Consider the following 16703-nt stretch of genomic DNA (forward strand, 5'->3'; position numbering starts at 1 on the left):
ATTTAGTCGCCTAACGATTGATATAAGTGAGTTAATGAGTCGCCGATAATGCGCCAGTCGTGGCGCTCCGCCGAGGTTCGGGCCGCCAGCCCCATGGCATTCGCCAGATGAGGCGCACCAAGCTGTTGCATGTAATCGGCGATTCGTTCGATGTCCCAGCTATCGCATACGAAACCGCCGCGGTCCTGAGTCAAAATGTCCGCGGCGCCCGACTTGGTACTGGTAATGACGGGTAAGCCGCAAGCCATCGCCTCCAGCACCGCGTTGGGAAAAGGATCGTACAGCGTCGGCAATACAAAAGCATCCGCTAGCGCGTAAAAGGGTTTGACGTCTGTCTGCGAGCCGAAGAACAAAACGCGTCCTTCAACATTCAATTTTTTCGACAACTTACGGTAATGCCGTTCCTGTTTGTCGTAGCCGACCACGGCTAGATAGCCCTTGGATAATTTGGCAAACGCTTCCATGGTTTGTTGCAGGCCTTTACGAAGATAGCCGGAGCCGACGAATAAATAGACGGTTGCGTCATCCGGGATATGGCGTTGCCTCCGATGCGCCGCGCGTTGCTGTTTCAATTCGGGATGAAAGGCTTGCGTATCGATTCCGTTCGGGATAACGCGAATTTTTTGCGCATCGATCCGGAAATGTTCGAGTATTTCGTCCTTGACCATTTGCGAATTGCAGATGACCGCGCGCAAACGCCGGCTTTCAAACATCTTGCGTTCCGCGAATTTAATATACAAATGATAGGGATTGGCCTGTAACAGTATGCGGCCCAATCCATTCAGTCGGCGCGACCTTTGTTTCAACCACTCGCGATGGACGCCATCGCCCGCCCGGTAAATATCGCAGCAGCATAAACGTTCATGGCTTTGTACCAGGTCGACGTCCAATTTCCGCGCTATTTTGCAGGCGGAAAACGCAAAGCCCATATCCCGGCTTAGCCGGCCCAAATAAATCGGGTTGCAGGGATGAAATGTGATGCCTTCTATCGGCTCCCAGCTACGGGCGATGAGATGCAAGGTCGTCTCACTCTGCCGGCTCAAGGCCGATAGCGCGCGGCTAACGAAGCGTTCGGCGCCGCCGTAAGGGTTGTAACGCTGTCTGATAATCGCGATTTTCAAGCCTCGGCTGCCTCCATCAGCGATAAAGCGGCTAGTACGACCTGTTCGGGTGTTATCGCTTGCAAACAATCGCTGATTTTGCCGTTGCCGCAGCCATCCATTCCGCAGGGGCGGCAAGAGAACGGGGCGGTTAATAAACGATGCGGCACTTGCCATGGATGCCAGGAAAGCTCGCCGCTAGGGCCGAATAAAGCGACGCAAGGGGTTTGCACGGCGGCGGCGATGTGCATGGCGACGGAATCGAGCCCGATAAAACAGCGGGACTTGGCAATCAATGCGGCCAGCTCCGGCAAGCTTAGTCGGCCGGAGAGGTCGACCGCCGAGTGCGGCGCTTGAATTTGCAAGATCTTTTGCACATAAGCGCGTTCGGCCGCGTCGGGACCGGAAACCAGCACTACCGGGATATTTCGTTCAGCCAATGCTTTCAATACCGAGGCAAAGCCTGCGACATTCCAGCTTTTGAACATCCAGCGCGAAGTTGGATGGATCACGACATACGATTTGGGTGTCAATTTTTCGGTTGCCAGCAAGTTTGCGATTCTTTGTTCGGCTTCGGGCGAAACAGGCATAAACAGCGGCGTGTGTTCCGGTTTCGGATAAAGCCCCAAACGCCGTAAGGCATCGAGATGAAGCTCGACGGTGTGGCGCGGTAATTGCGGTTGGCCGTATACGTGAGAAAAACTGTCGCGCCAGAATTTTCCGCGTTTCTGTGGATATTTAGGCGCCACGCTATAGAGCGGGCGCAGTAGGCGCGCCAGCCATGCGGCGCGCATGCGCTCGGTCAGGCCGATGATCAACTGATAGTTGCGGCGCTTTAATTTGCGAAATAATTGCCATTCCCGGCTTAGTTTTAGCAAAGCGCTTTTTTTCCAAGCTCGGTCTATCGTGAAAACGGTATCAAGGTTGGGATTGCCTTCGAGCATGGTTGCGGTGTCGGCATAGACTAAAGCATCGATTTCCAGATGAGGATGTTGCTGCTTGAGCGTCGAAAACACCGGCGATGTCAAAAGCACGTCGCCCAGATGCTGTAATTTGACGACCAGTACGCGCTGGACCCGAGAAAAATCCGCTTTATCCTTTAGGTAGCTTTCCATTATTTCGGTAGGAAACTTAATTTAAGATAACGATAATAAGTTTCCTCTCCCTTGCTGATGGCCGCAATCAAGCCGGCGGAACCATCCAAGAAGCCTGCGCGCAAGCAATACGCGCGGAAAAAGGTCCAACAGGCTCTGGCCAAGGCTTGGGCCAGACCGCCTTGCTTGTTTCTGCTTTGCGCTTGCCTGGCGCCTGCCGACGAATATTGATTGATCTTGTCGATTAATTGTTCGAGGCTGACGTAGCTGTAATGAATAATCGGTTCGCGTAGTTTTTCGACTTTTCCTCTTAGTAAGACATGTTCATGTACCAACACTTGGCTGAACTCGCCTGCTTCGCGTCTGAATAGGCGCAGTACGTAATCCGGCCACCAACCGCCGTGGCGCATGGCTTTGCCCAAGAAGTAAGCCTGGCGTGGAAACAAATAGCCGTCAGCGTTCGGATTTGCGACAGTTGCTTTGATTAGCCGTTGCAACGCAGGACTGATACGTTCGTCGGCATCCAGCGATAAAACCCAATCGCCGCCGGCCTGTTGCAAGGCTAGGTTTTTTTGAAAGCCAAAGCCCTGCCAGTCCCGGTTGACTATGACTTTTGCTCCCAATTCTTCACAGATAATCATTGTATCGTCCGTGCTGCCGGAATCGACAACGATGATTTCATCCGCCCAAGCGACCGACTCGAGACATGCCCGGATATTTTCCGCCTCGTTTAAGGTTATGATAATGACGCTAAGTTTCGAGTTTTGATTTTGCATGTGCGTTGGATTGGCTAGGCTCTCTGACGGCAGTCAGCGGCAACCTTCCCGAAGAATTCCCTGGGGTCGATCAGCAACTGGCCGTATAGAGTCGATTGGTGAGATTCTAGCGGATCAAAACTTATCTTGCTACTGAAAGCCGGCTGGAACGCTCTGTCCGATACGAATTCAATCGGAGTCACGCGCCGGCGCTTAAATTGATTAGGTGGAATTTTGGAAAAAGCGACTCATAAAAAAATGTCCAATACGATGGTGTACAAGCGCTTGATGCGTTACGTCGTCCCGTACTGGCGGATGTTCTTAATCAGCGCCATCGGTTTTGCGATTTATGCCGGTACGCAACCGGTCTTCGCGATGATTATTCAACACATCATCGATACTTTGAACAGCCAGGATAGAAAAGGTATTAGTTATTTGCCCTTGCTTTTTATCGGCCTGTTTCTGATTCGCGGTGTCGGCGCATTTTTTGGCAATTATTATCTGGCTCGCATTTCCGGTAACGTCATTCATAAACTGCGCTGTGAAATCTTTAATCACTATACGCGCCTGTCGGTGCAATATTTCGATGCCAACAACAGCGGCTACATGATTTCCCGCATCACCAATAATATCGGTGAAGTCACTCGGGCGACGACCGATTCGGTGCGGTCGTTCGTCCGAGAAGGCTTTACCGCGGTCGGCTTGCTGGGATATTTGACCTATACCAACTGGAAGTTATCGCTGGTTTTTCTGGGGATCGCGCCGGTCGTGGCCCTGATGGTCAAGTATGTCGGCGGGCGCATGAAGCGATTGAGCCGTAGAATGCAGGATACGGTCGGCGATATTACCCATGTCACGTCGGAAATGGTCATGGGGAACCGTATCGTTAAAGGCTTCGGCGGCGAAGCCTATGAGCGGCAGCGCTTCAAGGAATGCAGTCTGGAGAATCGCAAGCAGTATCGCAAATTGATCATGACCGTATCGATTAATAACCCATTGATGCAATTGATCATCGCGATAGCGCTTGCCGGCATGATGTATTTAGCCCTGATTTTGATGAAAGACGCCGGTGCCGGCGAGTTCGTGGCCTATCTGACCGCCGCCTTCATGTTGCCCAAACCGATACGGCAATTGAGCGATGCCAACGCCGAGATCGTTCGCGGTATCGCCGCCGCCGAATCGTTGTTTGAAGTGTTGGACGAGCCGGTGGAAGTCGATAGCGGCGATTTCGAGACCGGCCGTTGCAAGGGAAGAATAGAATTCAAGAATCTTAGCTTTCGCTATCCCGGCAGCGAAGTTTTCGCGTTAAAAAATATCGATTTAACCATAGAGCCGGGTACTACCGTCGCCCTGGTTGGCACCTCAGGCGGCGGTAAAACGACGTTGATCAATTTGCTGCCGCGTTTTTACGATTACACCGACGGCGAGATATTGATCGACGGCGTCGAATTAAAGCGTTACAAGCTGGATTTTTTGAGACGGCAAATTGCCTTGGTTACTCAGAATGTGACTCTGTTTAATACCACCGTCGCAAATAATATTGCCTACGGTACCTTGCAGAACGTTGAGCATAACCGTATTCGGCAGGCGGCGAAGGATGCTTACGCGATGGATTTTATCAATAAGATGCCTCAGGGTTTGGATACCGAGATCGGTGAAAATGGCGTCAAGCTGTCCGGCGGGCAGAGACAGCGCTTGGCATTAGCCCGGGCCCTGCTGAAAGATGCGCCTATCCTTATTCTAGACGAAGCGACCTCGGCTTTGGATACCGAGTCGGAGCGCTACATCCAGGCCGCTCTTAATGTCGTGATGAAAGGCCGCACGACCTTGGTCGTTGCTCATCGTTTATCCACGATCGAAAATGCCGATGTCATCCTAGTGATGGATCACGGAGCGATCGTGGAGCGAGGCACGCATAGCGAGCTATTGGCGCTCGGCGGGGCCTACGCCAAGTTACATAAAATGCAGTTTCACGATGAGGCTGGATCGTAATGGCGGACGCAAAAACCAAGCCGAAATCCAGCCGGTTTTATTTCAGGGCGGCAGTATTTTTTTATTGCGCGCTATTTTTTATTACAAATTCATTTCAAAAACGCAAGCGACCCGAGCGGCCCAAGCGCTTCTTGATTGCCCATCATTTGCTATTAGGCGACACTCTAATGCTAACGCCGATGCTGGCGTATTTGAGAAACGATTTCCCCGATGCCGTCATTTACTTTTTAGTATCGGAACAATACCTGTGCCTATACGAAAAGTCGCCGTACGAGGTTAGGGCGATTGGCTATAATCCGAAAAACGCAAGGTCTTATTTTCGCTTGCGAAAGCTCATTCAATCGGTCGATGTGGCTTTTATTCCCGGCGACAACCGGTTTTCCAGTTTGGCATATAGCCTAAAGGCGAGATGGATCGTGGCGTTTTGGGATTTGCCTAAGAATCGCTTAAAAAATCTATTCGTGGATCAATTCGTTGCCATGCCAACCGAGCCGCTTAGCTGGGAAGACATGAACGTACGGCTTGTTCGATCTAATGCCGGTAATGCCATAGGCAAGATCGATTACGACAAAAACGATTGGCCTGCCGCATCGTTTGACGACTACCAAAAGCCGGATAACTATATCGTTCTTCATGTTGGAGCGAGCAACCCATTGAGATATTGGCAGCCGGAAAAATGGCTGGAGTTGGCAAATCGGTTGGAGGCGCTGGGTTATGCAGTGGTTTGGACGGCGGGGCCGCAGGAAGGGGGAATAATCGAGCAAATCGACCCGAATAAGAAATATAAAGCGTACACCGGCCTGCACTTGAATCAGTTATGGGACTTGCTTGAGCATGCAAAATTGGCGATATGCCCCGATACGGGTGTTTCTCATATGGCAAAGCTAACTGATACTCCGGTTATCGTGTTGTTCGGCCAAGGTTCCAATGTATTGTTCGGTAAAGGCGAATTTTTCGAAAATCATGTTTTTTATAGAGCGGTCATTATTGATGACATGCCTTGCCGAAATCAGAATACCTTATTTAAAAGACCGATTCCTTGGGTTAGGCGATGCGGCAGAACCTTGAAAGATTGTCAAAATAATCTATGTATGCAGGCGATTTCGGTGGATATGGTTTTTCAGCCGGTACTTGAGTTTTTTAACGCAGAAAATATTAATGCTTAGAGACGAACATGAATTACAAGGGGCGTATAAAAAAGCCTGTAGATATCATCAAACAACCATGGCTGGATTTCGAACGCTACATATCCCTTTGTATATTCAGACTTTTTGAAAATAAGATTAGAAGTCGAAATTATCCAGAGAATATAAAAAAAATATTATTGATAAGACGCAACCGGCTGGGCGATGCCGTTAACGTGCTGCCGGTTGTTAGTGGGATCAAACTTTGCAATCCCGATATCGAAATACATGTCTTAGCCAATCACTATAATGCGGCTGTTTTCGAACATAGTCCGGATATTGATCAAGTGCATGTTATCGATGAAAGATGGTTTTTAGGAAAAGTTTCTTTGTTCATGCATCCGGTTCTATTGGGTTTGCGAAAAGAGAGCTTTGATTTGGTGGTAGGGCTCGGTGGTTATTCTTCGGCATTAGCCCAGCTGGTCGTATGGATAAAAGGCAAATATAACGTCGGTGTTCCGTCTAAAAAGGGAACTTTTTATGACTTTGCTTACGATTGCCGTGTTACCGAATTAAATACCGCTAATAAACATCACGTGGACGATATGGCGCATATTGCCAGAAGCGCCAAATTGGTTTTACCCGACCCGTTGCCTTATACCCGGATGGACGGCGATATGAACCGGCAAAACCATTTGGCTATTTGTCCGGAGGTTAAGCGTAAAGAAAGCCGTTATCCGGTTCAAAATTACGTCGGGCTTATCCGGGAGTTATTGTTGGCGAATGAGATTGATAAGGTAATACTGTTTGCCGCAAGCGAAAACAGCCCTTATCGCGAATTAGAAAATTACGGAGCGCATTGGTGCCCAACGCCTAATGTCGAGACATTTATAAAGGAAATATCGAAGTGCCGATGGACGATCAGTTCGGAAGGCGGCAGCGCACATATTGCCGGCGCATTGGGTTTGGGGGTTGTCGTTCTATCCGGCATGGGGCATCAAAGCTATTGGCGTCCTTATGCGAAATTCGTAAGGATTATGGAACAGAAAGGTGCTGCTGCCGATATCGAGGCCGGTGCAATCATTGCCGAGTTTCGGCGTTTAAAGTCGGAAATGGAACATTCCGAATAGTCGGGCTTTAAGTAAGGCCTGCCGTATTTCGCGTGCCGTCTTTTAAATTAAAAATGAACAGCTCCAAGGCTGTTTTTTGCCGCTCGATGCTATCGCACAAGGCGAATTGGGCTAATGCCCGCTCCAAGTTTTGCCGCGGTTTGCTGGTCTTGAAATAGCGGTTGCCGTTCAAGTAGTCGGTAAAAAAACGCAGTCCCAGTTCAAATGGAATTAACCAGATCGCCGCATAAAGATAGTCGTAATCTTTTGCGCGGAAAAAGTCGTCCGCCTTGTCTAAATAGTTTTCCAAGATGATGCGGCAGCGATACAGGTCGAATTGATTGCTTTGCCTATCGTGGCAACAAGAACGCAGACAATCGGCGATGTCGTAATGCAACAAACCCGGTTTAATGGTATCCAGATCGATCAGGCTGACAATCCGATCGGTTCCCGGTTGAAATAAAAAGTTGTTGAGTTTGGGGTCGCCGTGTATTAAATGTTCTTTAAGCTCGCCGCGGGCTTTAGCGCTTTCCAGGATATCGACATCATTTTGGCGAGACTCGATAAATGCCCGGCAACGTTGAAATTCGTCGTCGACTGCAACCTTAACGGGGCGTGCTAACAGCTGTTGATATTGAACCAAATAGGCAGGCGTGACGTGAAAGCCCGGCAAAGTATCGTGCAAATCCGACGTCGATAAACCGGAGCAGAGCCGGTGAAAGCCGGCAAGCGCCAAGCCGATCTGCGCCGCTTCCCCGTCGTGAGTGATACGGTTCCGGCTTTCCGCAGGATGAATGCGCTCCAACGCGCGCCAGAGTTGGCGATCTTGATCTCGGTATGAGGTCTCGCCTTGCCGGGTGGGGAGAATATCCGGAATACGCAAACACTGAGCATAGTCAGCGTTTTTCCGTAGATACCGTCCTAGTCTCGCCAGATTTTCTACGACCTGCTTCGGCTGCGAAAATACATTGGAATTAATGCGCTGCAGTACGAAACTGCTTGATGCGCTTTCGACCAGATAGGTATCGTTGATCAGGCCATTGCCGAGCGGAGTAATAACAAGATGCTCGGGGCCAACATTCGTAAATTGCGCCGCTATCTGTTGCAGTTTAGTGGTCAATGCCGGCCAGTTGTTCGCTGAGTGAATGCAAGGCGCGCCAACGGTGGCTGATGCTGTTCTTTTGATCCGGACTCAATTCGGCCGATGAGCATTGATACTCTTCGACCCAAAAGATAGGGTCATAGCCAAAGCCATTTTGTCCGATGGCCTGAGACAGAATGCGGCCCTCCCAGACGCCCTGAGCGATTAACGGTGTCGGGTCCTCGGCGTGACGCAAGTAGACCATCACGCAGACGAAACGGGCGGTGCGCAGCTCGGGCGGAATATCTTGCATAAGCCGTAACACTTTATTCAGATTCGCTTTGTCGGAGGCTTTATTGCCGGCATAACGGGCCGAAAGGATTCCCGGCGCGCCATTCAGTGCATCGACAACCAATCCCGAGTCGTCGGCAATCGCCGGTAGTTTGCAATGCAACGCGGCGTTACGCGCCTTGATGATGGCGTTCTCGACAAAAGTAGAGCCGGTTTCTTCAGGCTCCGGCACATTGAATTGAGATTGGGGCAAGATTTTATCATTTCGCAAGATCGCCTGAATTTCGCGGATCTTGCCGGGATTGCCGCTGGCTAAAACGATTGAAGTCATAACTGATCCGACGTGTTAAGAGGCGTTGCTGCGGGTATCCGTGCTTGTGGCGATATGTAAGGCTTCCCGTTGTTTTTCCAATAATTGGTTGATCCCGGATTCGGCAAGCTGGAGCATGGCGTTCAGCTCGTCCTTTCTAAAGGCGTGGCCTTCGGCGGTGCCTTGCACTTCTATAAAATTACCCGCCTCGTTCATGACAACGTTCATGTCGGTTTCCGCTTGGCTGTCTTCCGCGTAATCCAAATCAAGCACCGGCACGCCGCCGAAAATCCCTACCGAGACCGAAGCCACTTGGCCGTGCAACGGATTTTTCTTGATTTGATTAGTCTTCAACAAGTGGTTTACCGCAATCGATAGCGCGACGAAGCCGCCGGTAATGGATGCTGTGCGCGTACCGCCGTCGGCCTGCAGCACGTCGCAGTCGATGGTGATGGTATTTTCTCCCAAGGCTTTCATATCCATCGCGGCGCGGAGGGAGCGGCCGATTAGGCGCTGAATTTCCAGGGTTCGTCCGCCTTGCTTTCCTCTGCCGGCCTCCCTGTCCATGCGGCTATGAGTGGAGCGGGGCAGCATTCCGTATTCAGCGGTGACCCAGCCTTCACCACTGCCTTTTAAAAAACGAGGCACGCTATTGTCGACGCTGGCCGTGCACAACACGCGGGTATCGCCAAATTCGACCAATACCGAGCCTTCGGCGTGTTTGGTGTAATGGCTGGTAAAACGTATTTCGCGCAGTTGATCGGGATTGCGTCTGCTTGGTCTCATAATGCTCTCGTCTGATAAAAATCTGCGGCATTATACTTTTTTTGCCCGGCGGTTTTTTAACTATCGACCGAATATTTTAGAGAGATTTTTCTTTCTAGACTAAGCGGATAGGGCTTGTTCAAGCTCTACGACCGACTGAGGGCGTTTGTCGGGATATATTTCCATCGCCCAGTCAATTGCTTTTAATAAATACTCCGGAAACTTGCGCTTATAAGCTTTTACTGCGGGCGGTAAATTGTTTTGTATAACGCGGTCGGTCGCGGCCGGCGGTACCTTAAAATCCAGGCAAGCACGCATGCTGGCGCCAATCGCGTAAATATCCGTCCACGGGCCCAGGTTGCCGCGATTTTCGTATTGCTCGATCGGCGAAAAACCGGTGCTCAAGACCTTGGCGCGATGATTGTTAGGATGGCTGGGAAATCTTCGGATGGCACCAAAATCCAATAATAACGGGTCGTGGCCGCCGCGGATCAGGATATTGGCGGGTTTGATATCCAGATGAACCAGTTGATGGCTATGGATTACCTCGACGCCTTCCAGCAATAATTTGAATACCGTCAGCAAAAAGTCTTCGGTAATCGAAATGCTATTTTTGTGTAACACTCGATCCAGCGTCATGCCGTAATCGTAGGTCATGACCATATAAACCGTGTCGTTGGCCTGAAAAAAATTGATCACGTCCACGATGTTATGGTGTTTGAGTCTGGCTAATACCTTGGCTTCTTCAAAAAAAAGCGCACGGCCCCGCATAAACATCGCATGCGTTTGTTCGCTGTTGGGCACAACCACATTATTCCAAGTTCTGTGTGCCAGTTTTCGCGGAAGATATTCCTTGATCGCCACTTGAACTTGATCTTCCAGTTGTCTGGCGAGATACACGGAACTGAAGCCGCCATGCGCGAGCTCACGTTCGATCATGTAGTGATCTATAATGGTGCCCGATTGTAAATAATTCCACTGTTGTGGATACGTTTCCGGGTCGTAATATTCGGCCATGTTGTCGGTTGTACGGATTATCGCTGCGATTATAGGTGAAAAATGATTAGAAGCATGACTGCGTTTGCAGACGGCGAAATGAATGTTGATAACTTAACCATACTTTGTGAATTGCGTTCCGTGAACCATCGTTACGCCGATATCAATGTCAAATTGCCGGAGCGTCTACGTTTTGCCGAATCGGACATACGCCATTTGATCGCTGAAAAACTCAAGCGAGGTAAAATTGAATGCGTTTTAAGCTATAAAAAACTAGCAGCGAGTCAAAGTTTTAATATTAATCTGGTCACGGTGCGGAATTTATTGGCCGCCACCGCCGAAATCGAGGCCAATATGACTAATCCGCGGTCATTTTCGGCGCTGGATGTTTTGACATTTCCGGGTGTTCAGCAGGAAACCGAGATCGAAAAAGAGGCGTTACAAGCACAACTATTGAATTTAGTCGGACAGACCTTAAACAAAATGCTGGAAACCCGAGCGCGCGAAGGCGATCAATTAGCCGGCTTATTGATCGAGCGTTGCGAAAAAGTGTGCGAGTTAGTCGGAATCGCTAATAAGCGCATGCCCGAGGTGTTGAACAATGTGAGAGGCAAACTCATCGCCCGTATCACCGAGTTGGTCGCTGAACCTAATTTCGACCGATTGGAGCAGGAGTTGGTGTTGCTGGCGCAAAAATTGGACGTGGCCGAAGAGCTGGACCGCTTACAAGCGCACGTTAATGAAGTCAGGCGGGCTTTAAAGCAATCGGAGCCGATCGGTCGCCGCCTGGATTTCTTGATGCAGGAAATGAACCGGGAGGCCAATACCCTGGGCTCGAAATCTGCCGACAAAGAAATGACTCAAATCTCAATTGACCTTAAAGTGCTGATTGAACAGATGCGCGAACAAATCCAGAACATTGAGTGATGTTCGGCCGTTAATCGACGTTGACCTGCAAAACGGCGTGAAACTTTGGAGCTCAGTTTTGATCGCGCGGATACCTTTGCTCCAAATCATGTACGTAACGGCAGAGCATCCTAAGGCATCCATTGAACGATTTCGGTGCGCGGCGCTGGATGGTTGCGCTTAAGCGCTCGCCAGCGCTCGGCCATAAGATCATAATTCCGGCGATCCAAATAGGCGGCACGCCGGGCACGCCAAATTCGGTAGCAAGCCCGCCAATTAGCAAAAACCAACCGACGTCCTTCGGTATTTCGGCGAGAATTTCTCGGGCCTCCTTTTCCTCCAATTCCTTCAGCCCCATGCTGCCGGAGCGAATGGAGACCACCAACGCGGTCGAGCTATTTTCGGGGCTACGATGCGTTACGTTTTCCAACCGAGGTTTGTTGGTCTTCAGTAGTCTCGCGCTCATTAGTTAAAACTCCGATGCAAGATAGTAGCCGAAACCGCCGAATTATCTGAATTTACCGGATCATGGCGAATTAGAATGACATGTACGCATCATCCTAAATTCGGCAGTTGAAGCTATTTGAATGATGTAAATCGCTGTATTCATTGAGAACAACGGTTTTTTCACACTCACCAAAATGGTGACGCTTTCAACTGCTCCGCAGTTGAATTCAGTACTATAAAATCATATGGTTAGCAAATTTCAACCTAATTGAACTGCTCTTTTTAGGATCATCGACTCTGCTCGTTGAATTTTATGATTAGCCACCCTAAGGCCTGCGCTGCCCGCGAAAGTCATTCCTTCCATTTGTTGAAGCGATCACCTAAGTAACGGCCCTGCTGTGTCCTGAGCGTGTTTTCTCCACCGATTCCAAACAAGCGATCGCGACAGAATTTAGGGAGGTCGTCCCCGCTTGATCCGTGAACGAATCACAAATAAACAGCGCCTCTTTTAATCCTGATTCGCTTTTCGCTTCTTTCACATTGCGAAAATCGGCGAGTGTGGTATCGCGGATATTTCATGTAAGCGGCTCTCTAGGTCGATTTCCTTATACTCAGGGCGAAGATTCCTTCTTGCAAAGCAACTTGGCTCAGCCTAAAGTTCGGGCAAGCTTTAAACCGAATAAATTCAGAGACAACGTCTATTTCAAAAAAAACCGACCGATAGCGGGGGTACGGAATCGGTCGGGTTGCAAGTGCATACAAATTTGTATTCAAGTCTGCGGAGCATATCTTGACGGTTGAATATTAAAGTTTGATGACTTCATGCGCTCAAAAGAAGATGCGGCGATTGTCTTGGGTTGGCGGCCTTACAATTCTTTGGCGCCAGGCTAAAAAATTCAATGTTGACATTTTAGTTATTCACAAACCCGATATTCTTACCTTTCGGTGTTGTTATATTGAAATATTTGGTTTATTTGAAATGCTACAAAATTGTAAGTAATTGATTTATAAGTTGCTTTGTTGCTTGTCCAAGAGTGGTTCATTTTAACCAAATGGTCACAAAATTAATGAGTTAGCTTAAATAGAAATAGCTTTTCCACAAGGTTTTCCACAGATGCTGGGGATAACCTTTTTTAATATTTGTGACTCAATCGCTTAGCGGAAATAGTTAAATTCAATCTTTGAAATAGTGCTTGCTGAGCGTAATACGTTAGAGTGTTGTCGTATGAATAAACATCGTAAGCGTACATTCGTGAGCACCGGATTCCGGCAATTCATGCCGGAATGACAAGCACAATTGAGCGTAGGACTTTCTGCCAGGCGCTTAATCCCCGTGATCGGCGATTAAATGCTGGCAATATCGGGTAAACTAGGCCAGGTCTTGGTTGCGGCTGGGCAATGTCGCAACCGAGACCTGATCCCGTCAGGATGCATGACCCCGGCAGTGACCCCGTCATGTGGAAATGATCCAATTGCCGTCATTAGGACACATGAAATCACGAACGGTGGCCATGACCGTAATCAATTGGCTAACATGGCTGAACAAGCCAAAACCGCAATGATTGCTTCTGAGCTTAACGTCATTTCTGATCGAGGTTATTTCAGTAGTGTAGAAATCCGCAAATGCCATGAGCGTGGTATCACTGGGTAACACGAACGATACCCTTCACGATGTCCAGCGCGTCCTATCACCTTGTGCCATCTGCGCTCTGCTCAGAAGGCGGTTCAAACCATTGCTCTTTCGGCACCCATTTTTTTTCTTCTGGATCACTGTTATAGTGAGGCGACATGATCTGTACGCCATACTCGTTAAACACGTCTTGAATGTTAGCATGCAATGTTGTCAATACCCTGCCGCGGATTTCCGGGCGTTCCACCAGCGCACTTAGTTTATATTCAGCATAGTAATCAGACAGAGCCGTCTGTGCTACAAAAAGCTTGGGTTCAGAGAGTAGGCCGGGAGTACTTCTTGCAGCCTTCAGCAACATGCCGTGCACCTGGCGCCAAGGGGTGTCATAGCCTATCGTCACGGTCGTATTGATAACCACGCCGTCGCCCTCGATCAAGCGGGATGAATTCACCGTGATAGAGTTACCTATCATGGAATTGGGTATATTAATCTCTTCACCGCTAGCTGTTTTGATTTTGGTCGAAAAAACGCCTACCGTAGTCACCAAACCTTCGGTTTCACCAATTTTGACATATTCATTTTCACGTAATACGCGAGAGTAAATCATGATCAAGCCGCTGGCTGCCTGACCTACAAGGCCGGATCCCCCGATGGACAGCATGATGCCTACCAATACACTCAACCCCCTGAATGCCTCGGTCTCGCTGCCTGGGAAATAGGGATAGGCCATCGCAAAAGCAAACAGCCACAGCAATCCTTGAGAAAGTTTACGAGTGGGTTTAGCGGTTTCTTCTGCCATCCAGGTTACAGTCGTCTCGCCCGACTCGATTTTGGCAAAAAATGCTTTTATCAATTGTGATGCGAAACGGGTGAGCAAAACAATAATGAAAATAACCACCAAACCCGGCAACGCGTTTACGATAGCCAATAAGAGGTCGGTAACCGTATTAATCAGGTATCGGTGCAGTTGGTCACCCCATGGCCGGGTATAAGGGAATTGGCTCAAGCTAAAAGTTGCCCACTGATAGCCCGCCATGGCTACCAGTGTCCATTTGGCGAGAGTAATCAAAAACGTTAACGACGTCATGGCTTGTTCCGGATGTATGGGAACCGACAGTTTGTCTGCCCAAGCTTGAACCCATTTTCGGAAACGGCTAATGATCTTTCTTTCGCCCCAATAGATGAGACGGCAAACCACATAAAAAACAAAACTAGCGAAAAAGGCAAATCCGGCGCCTTTCATCATGTACTCATTGTTGCTTTGTTCGCGGGCATCATGCACCGCCGTCTTAAGATTTTTCGCGGCATTTTTGGCCACATCATCAATTGATTCGCCGGTAACCGGGTTTGCGTCGCCCTGTTTAATTTGAAACACTCGCAAACCATTCAACTCGACAAATCGGACGCCATTTGGGCCAGTACGCGTGGTAATTTTATCGTTACCGCCTTTTTCCATGGCCAGTTTAATACGGTTCAAAATACTTGCGGCTTGTTCTTCTTGCGTAAAACCCGCCACGTCCGACCGGATAGTAAAAATGTGACGATTCATGAATTCGACTGGAAACGCCTGAGGCGTATCTTGCTTTGTTTGGGCAGTAATAATGTCAAGATCGGTCGCTTTATTCTCTTCGGCTGAAACGGGTATTGCTTGGATAATGCCAAAAAGTAAGGATAGCGACAGCAACGTCGAGATAGACGTTAGCCTGCTTTTTTGGAAATTGGGTGATACTCCGTTAGCTAAATAAATAGCCTGATCGATTATGCAAGGAAAGGTTTGCATAAAAGATGAGCGAAATCTGTACTTAACCAGCCGTGTTAACGCGTCATTCATGGCCCCCCCCAATTTTTTTTGCTGAATATATCAGCAAAATGGCAGCTATTACCAAAGGTAATGGTTGCAGCACTAGCGAATAATCGGGGGTAATGCTTGACTGCAAGACCTGACCCTGGTGCTGTGTGCGGGGGACGTTGGCGCGCCCTTGACCACGGTACGGCATGCGCTGGATCGTCTCGATCTTGAGTTGAACGAGACCAAAACCCGCATTGTTGATATCAAACAAGAAAGTTTCAAATTCTTGGGTTTTGTCATCAGAGTGAGCAAGGGATTGAAGTCGGGTAAACGTTATTCGCACGTCTGCCCGGCCCCGCAATCACTTGCGAACATCAAAGACCGTATAACGCAATTGACCGCACGGGAACGTATGCCGATACCGTTGGAAGCTATTGTAGGAAGTCTGAATGCCAGCCTTCGCGGTTGGTCAGGCTACTTTCACTATCGCAATTCCAATGGTGTACTGGAAAAGGTGAAGGTGCATGCAGAAGAATGTCTGCGAAAGCACCTGATGAAGCGGCACAAGGTCAAGGATCGTGGAATCGGCCTCGGTCGATTCCCGAGCCAGCAGCTTTATGCAAAATATGGGTTATACAAGGTTCCGACAAAGGCCGGCTGGAAAACAGCGCATGCCTTGGCGTGAAGAACATCGGAAAGCCGTGTGCGTTAATAGCGCATGCACGGTTTGATGAGGGAGGGCAGGCGGCCAACTAAGGCATGGTTAATGAGGCACCGCCGGACGAAAGAGGCGGAAACAGATAGGCCAAGCCTACGGAATGCGGAATCCTGTTCTCTACTCTACCCCAGGGTTCTCTATCGCGCTGCGGTGCAACGCCCCAATATTAGCGCATCTTTTACTGCATTCCACTTGACACCTGGGCTCAGACTATTCCCAAGTTTGTCTAAAACCAAAGCCGTCAGCAAGGCGGGTCGTTAAGTCCCTTGTTAAGCAACATTGTTCTGGACGAACTGGACCAGGAATTGGAAAAGCGCGGACTGGCGTTTTGCCGGTTTGCCGATGACTGTAACATTTTCACCGGGTCGCAGAAAGCAGCGGAACGGGTGATGGACAAAGTCAGCCAATTCATCGAAAACAAGCTGAAACTGAAGGTGAACCGGGAGAAAAGCCACGTGGCTAAATCCGATGCGGTAAAATTCTTGGGCTTTACCGTGGTCGATGGGGCGATAGCGATTGGTTAACGACTGATTAACCCCATCTACCCCAGTTGCTTCAGTCCGTTAATATAGACGGTATCGACAGCCCAAGGCAGC

Annotated in this window: 14 protein-coding genes and 1 pseudogene; 6 read left to right on the forward strand and 9 right to left on the reverse strand. The window is 49.2% G+C overall.

Translation table 11 applies throughout. The features are described from left to right. Positions 1–2 precede the first annotated feature (2 nt). From ACW73I_RS19330 to ACW73I_RS19340, 3 genes are read right to left on the reverse strand one after another with little or no spacing between them, the layout of a single operon-like run. A complete protein-coding gene (locus tag ACW73I_RS19330; protein WP_458031078.1) occupies positions 3–1121 on the reverse strand; it encodes a glycosyltransferase family 4 protein in 1119 nt (372 codons plus the stop codon). Then, entirely contained in the window at positions 1118–2215 is a 1098-nt protein-coding gene (gene rfaQ / locus ACW73I_RS19335) for a putative lipopolysaccharide heptosyltransferase III (protein WP_458031080.1), read from the reverse strand. The genes ACW73I_RS19330 and rfaQ overlap by 4 nt, the downstream gene beginning before the upstream one ends. Beyond that, positions 2215–2970 carry a glycosyltransferase family 2 protein gene (locus tag ACW73I_RS19340; protein ID WP_458031082.1) on the reverse strand — a complete coding sequence of 252 codons (756 nt, stop codon included), beginning with the start codon at positions 2968–2970 and terminating at the stop codon, positions 2215–2217. The genes rfaQ and ACW73I_RS19340 overlap by 1 nt, the downstream gene beginning before the upstream one ends. A 237-nt stretch (positions 2971–3207) precedes the next feature. Between ACW73I_RS19340 and msbA the strand changes: the two genes are divergently transcribed. The 3 genes from msbA to ACW73I_RS19355 all read left to right on the forward strand — a co-directional run bounded on the left by msbA (position 3208) and on the right by ACW73I_RS19355 (position 7195). After that, positions 3208–4941 (forward strand): lipid A export permease/ATP-binding protein MsbA, encoded by a 1734-nt coding sequence (gene msbA / locus ACW73I_RS19345; RefSeq protein ID WP_458031083.1) that lies wholly within the window; start codon positions 3208–3210, stop codon positions 4939–4941. After that, complete coding sequence (locus tag ACW73I_RS19350) at positions 4941–6107, forward strand: glycosyltransferase family 9 protein (protein ID WP_458031084.1); 1167 nt, start codon at positions 4941–4943, stop codon at positions 6105–6107. The genes msbA and ACW73I_RS19350 overlap by 1 nt, the downstream gene beginning before the upstream one ends. 158 nt (positions 6108–6265) lie before the next feature. Next, complete coding sequence (locus tag ACW73I_RS19355; RefSeq protein WP_458031085.1) at positions 6266–7195, forward strand: glycosyltransferase family 9 protein; 930 nt, start codon at positions 6266–6268, stop codon at positions 7193–7195. A 7-nt stretch (positions 7196–7202) separates the two neighbouring features. Here the strand turns inward: ACW73I_RS19355 and ACW73I_RS19360 are convergent, their stop codons facing one another. The 4 genes from ACW73I_RS19360 to ACW73I_RS19375 all read right to left on the reverse strand — a co-directional run bounded on the left by ACW73I_RS19360 (position 7203) and on the right by ACW73I_RS19375 (position 10638). Next, on the reverse strand, positions 7203–8294 hold the full coding sequence (locus ACW73I_RS19360; protein ID WP_458031086.1) for a phosphotransferase enzyme family protein: 1092 nt from the start codon (positions 8292–8294) through the stop codon (positions 7203–7205). Continuing rightward, positions 8284–8877 carry an RdgB/HAM1 family non-canonical purine NTP pyrophosphatase gene (gene rdgB / locus ACW73I_RS19365; protein WP_458031087.1) on the reverse strand — a complete coding sequence of 198 codons (594 nt, stop codon included), beginning with the start codon at positions 8875–8877 and terminating at the stop codon, positions 8284–8286. The genes ACW73I_RS19360 and rdgB overlap by 11 nt, the downstream gene beginning before the upstream one ends. 15 nt (positions 8878–8892) lie before the next feature. Then, a complete protein-coding gene (rph, locus tag ACW73I_RS19370) occupies positions 8893–9642 on the reverse strand; it encodes a ribonuclease PH (protein ID WP_458031088.1) in 750 nt (249 codons plus the stop codon). Between the two features lie 99 nt (positions 9643–9741). Beyond that, positions 9742–10638, reverse strand: a complete 897-nt coding sequence (locus ACW73I_RS19375) for a serine/threonine protein kinase (protein WP_458031090.1) — start codon at positions 10636–10638, stop codon at positions 9742–9744. 42 nt (positions 10639–10680) lie between these two features. On the opposite strand from ACW73I_RS19375, the gene ACW73I_RS19380 reads away from it, so the two are divergent. Further along, entirely contained in the window at positions 10681–11544 is an 864-nt protein-coding gene (locus ACW73I_RS19380; RefSeq protein ID WP_458031092.1) for a YicC/YloC family endoribonuclease, read from the forward strand. Positions 11545–11596: 52 nt separating this feature from the next. On the opposite strand, the gene ACW73I_RS19385 is transcribed toward ACW73I_RS19380, so the two are convergent. Both ACW73I_RS19385 and ACW73I_RS19390 read right to left on the reverse strand, forming a co-directional pair. Then, positions 11597–11989 carry a hypothetical protein gene (locus ACW73I_RS19385; RefSeq protein WP_458031094.1) on the reverse strand — a complete coding sequence of 131 codons (393 nt, stop codon included), beginning with the start codon at positions 11987–11989 and terminating at the stop codon, positions 11597–11599. Positions 11990–13658: 1669 nt separating this feature from the next. Beyond that, a complete protein-coding gene (locus ACW73I_RS19390) occupies positions 13659–15431 on the reverse strand; it encodes a mechanosensitive ion channel family protein (protein ID WP_458031095.1) in 1773 nt (590 codons plus the stop codon). Between the two features lie 148 nt (positions 15432–15579). Between ACW73I_RS19390 and ACW73I_RS19395 the strand changes: the two genes are divergently transcribed. Next, a complete protein-coding gene (locus ACW73I_RS19395; RefSeq protein WP_458031097.1) occupies positions 15580–16074 on the forward strand; it encodes a group II intron maturase-specific domain-containing protein in 495 nt (164 codons plus the stop codon). 290 nt (positions 16075–16364) lie between these two features. Continuing rightward, positions 16365–16631 (forward strand): annotated as a pseudogene (locus tag ACW73I_RS19400) (reverse transcriptase domain-containing protein); the annotation flags it as partial. Positions 16632–16703 lie beyond the last annotated feature (72 nt).

Source organism: Methylomonas sp. MgM2 (assembly GCF_054172045.1).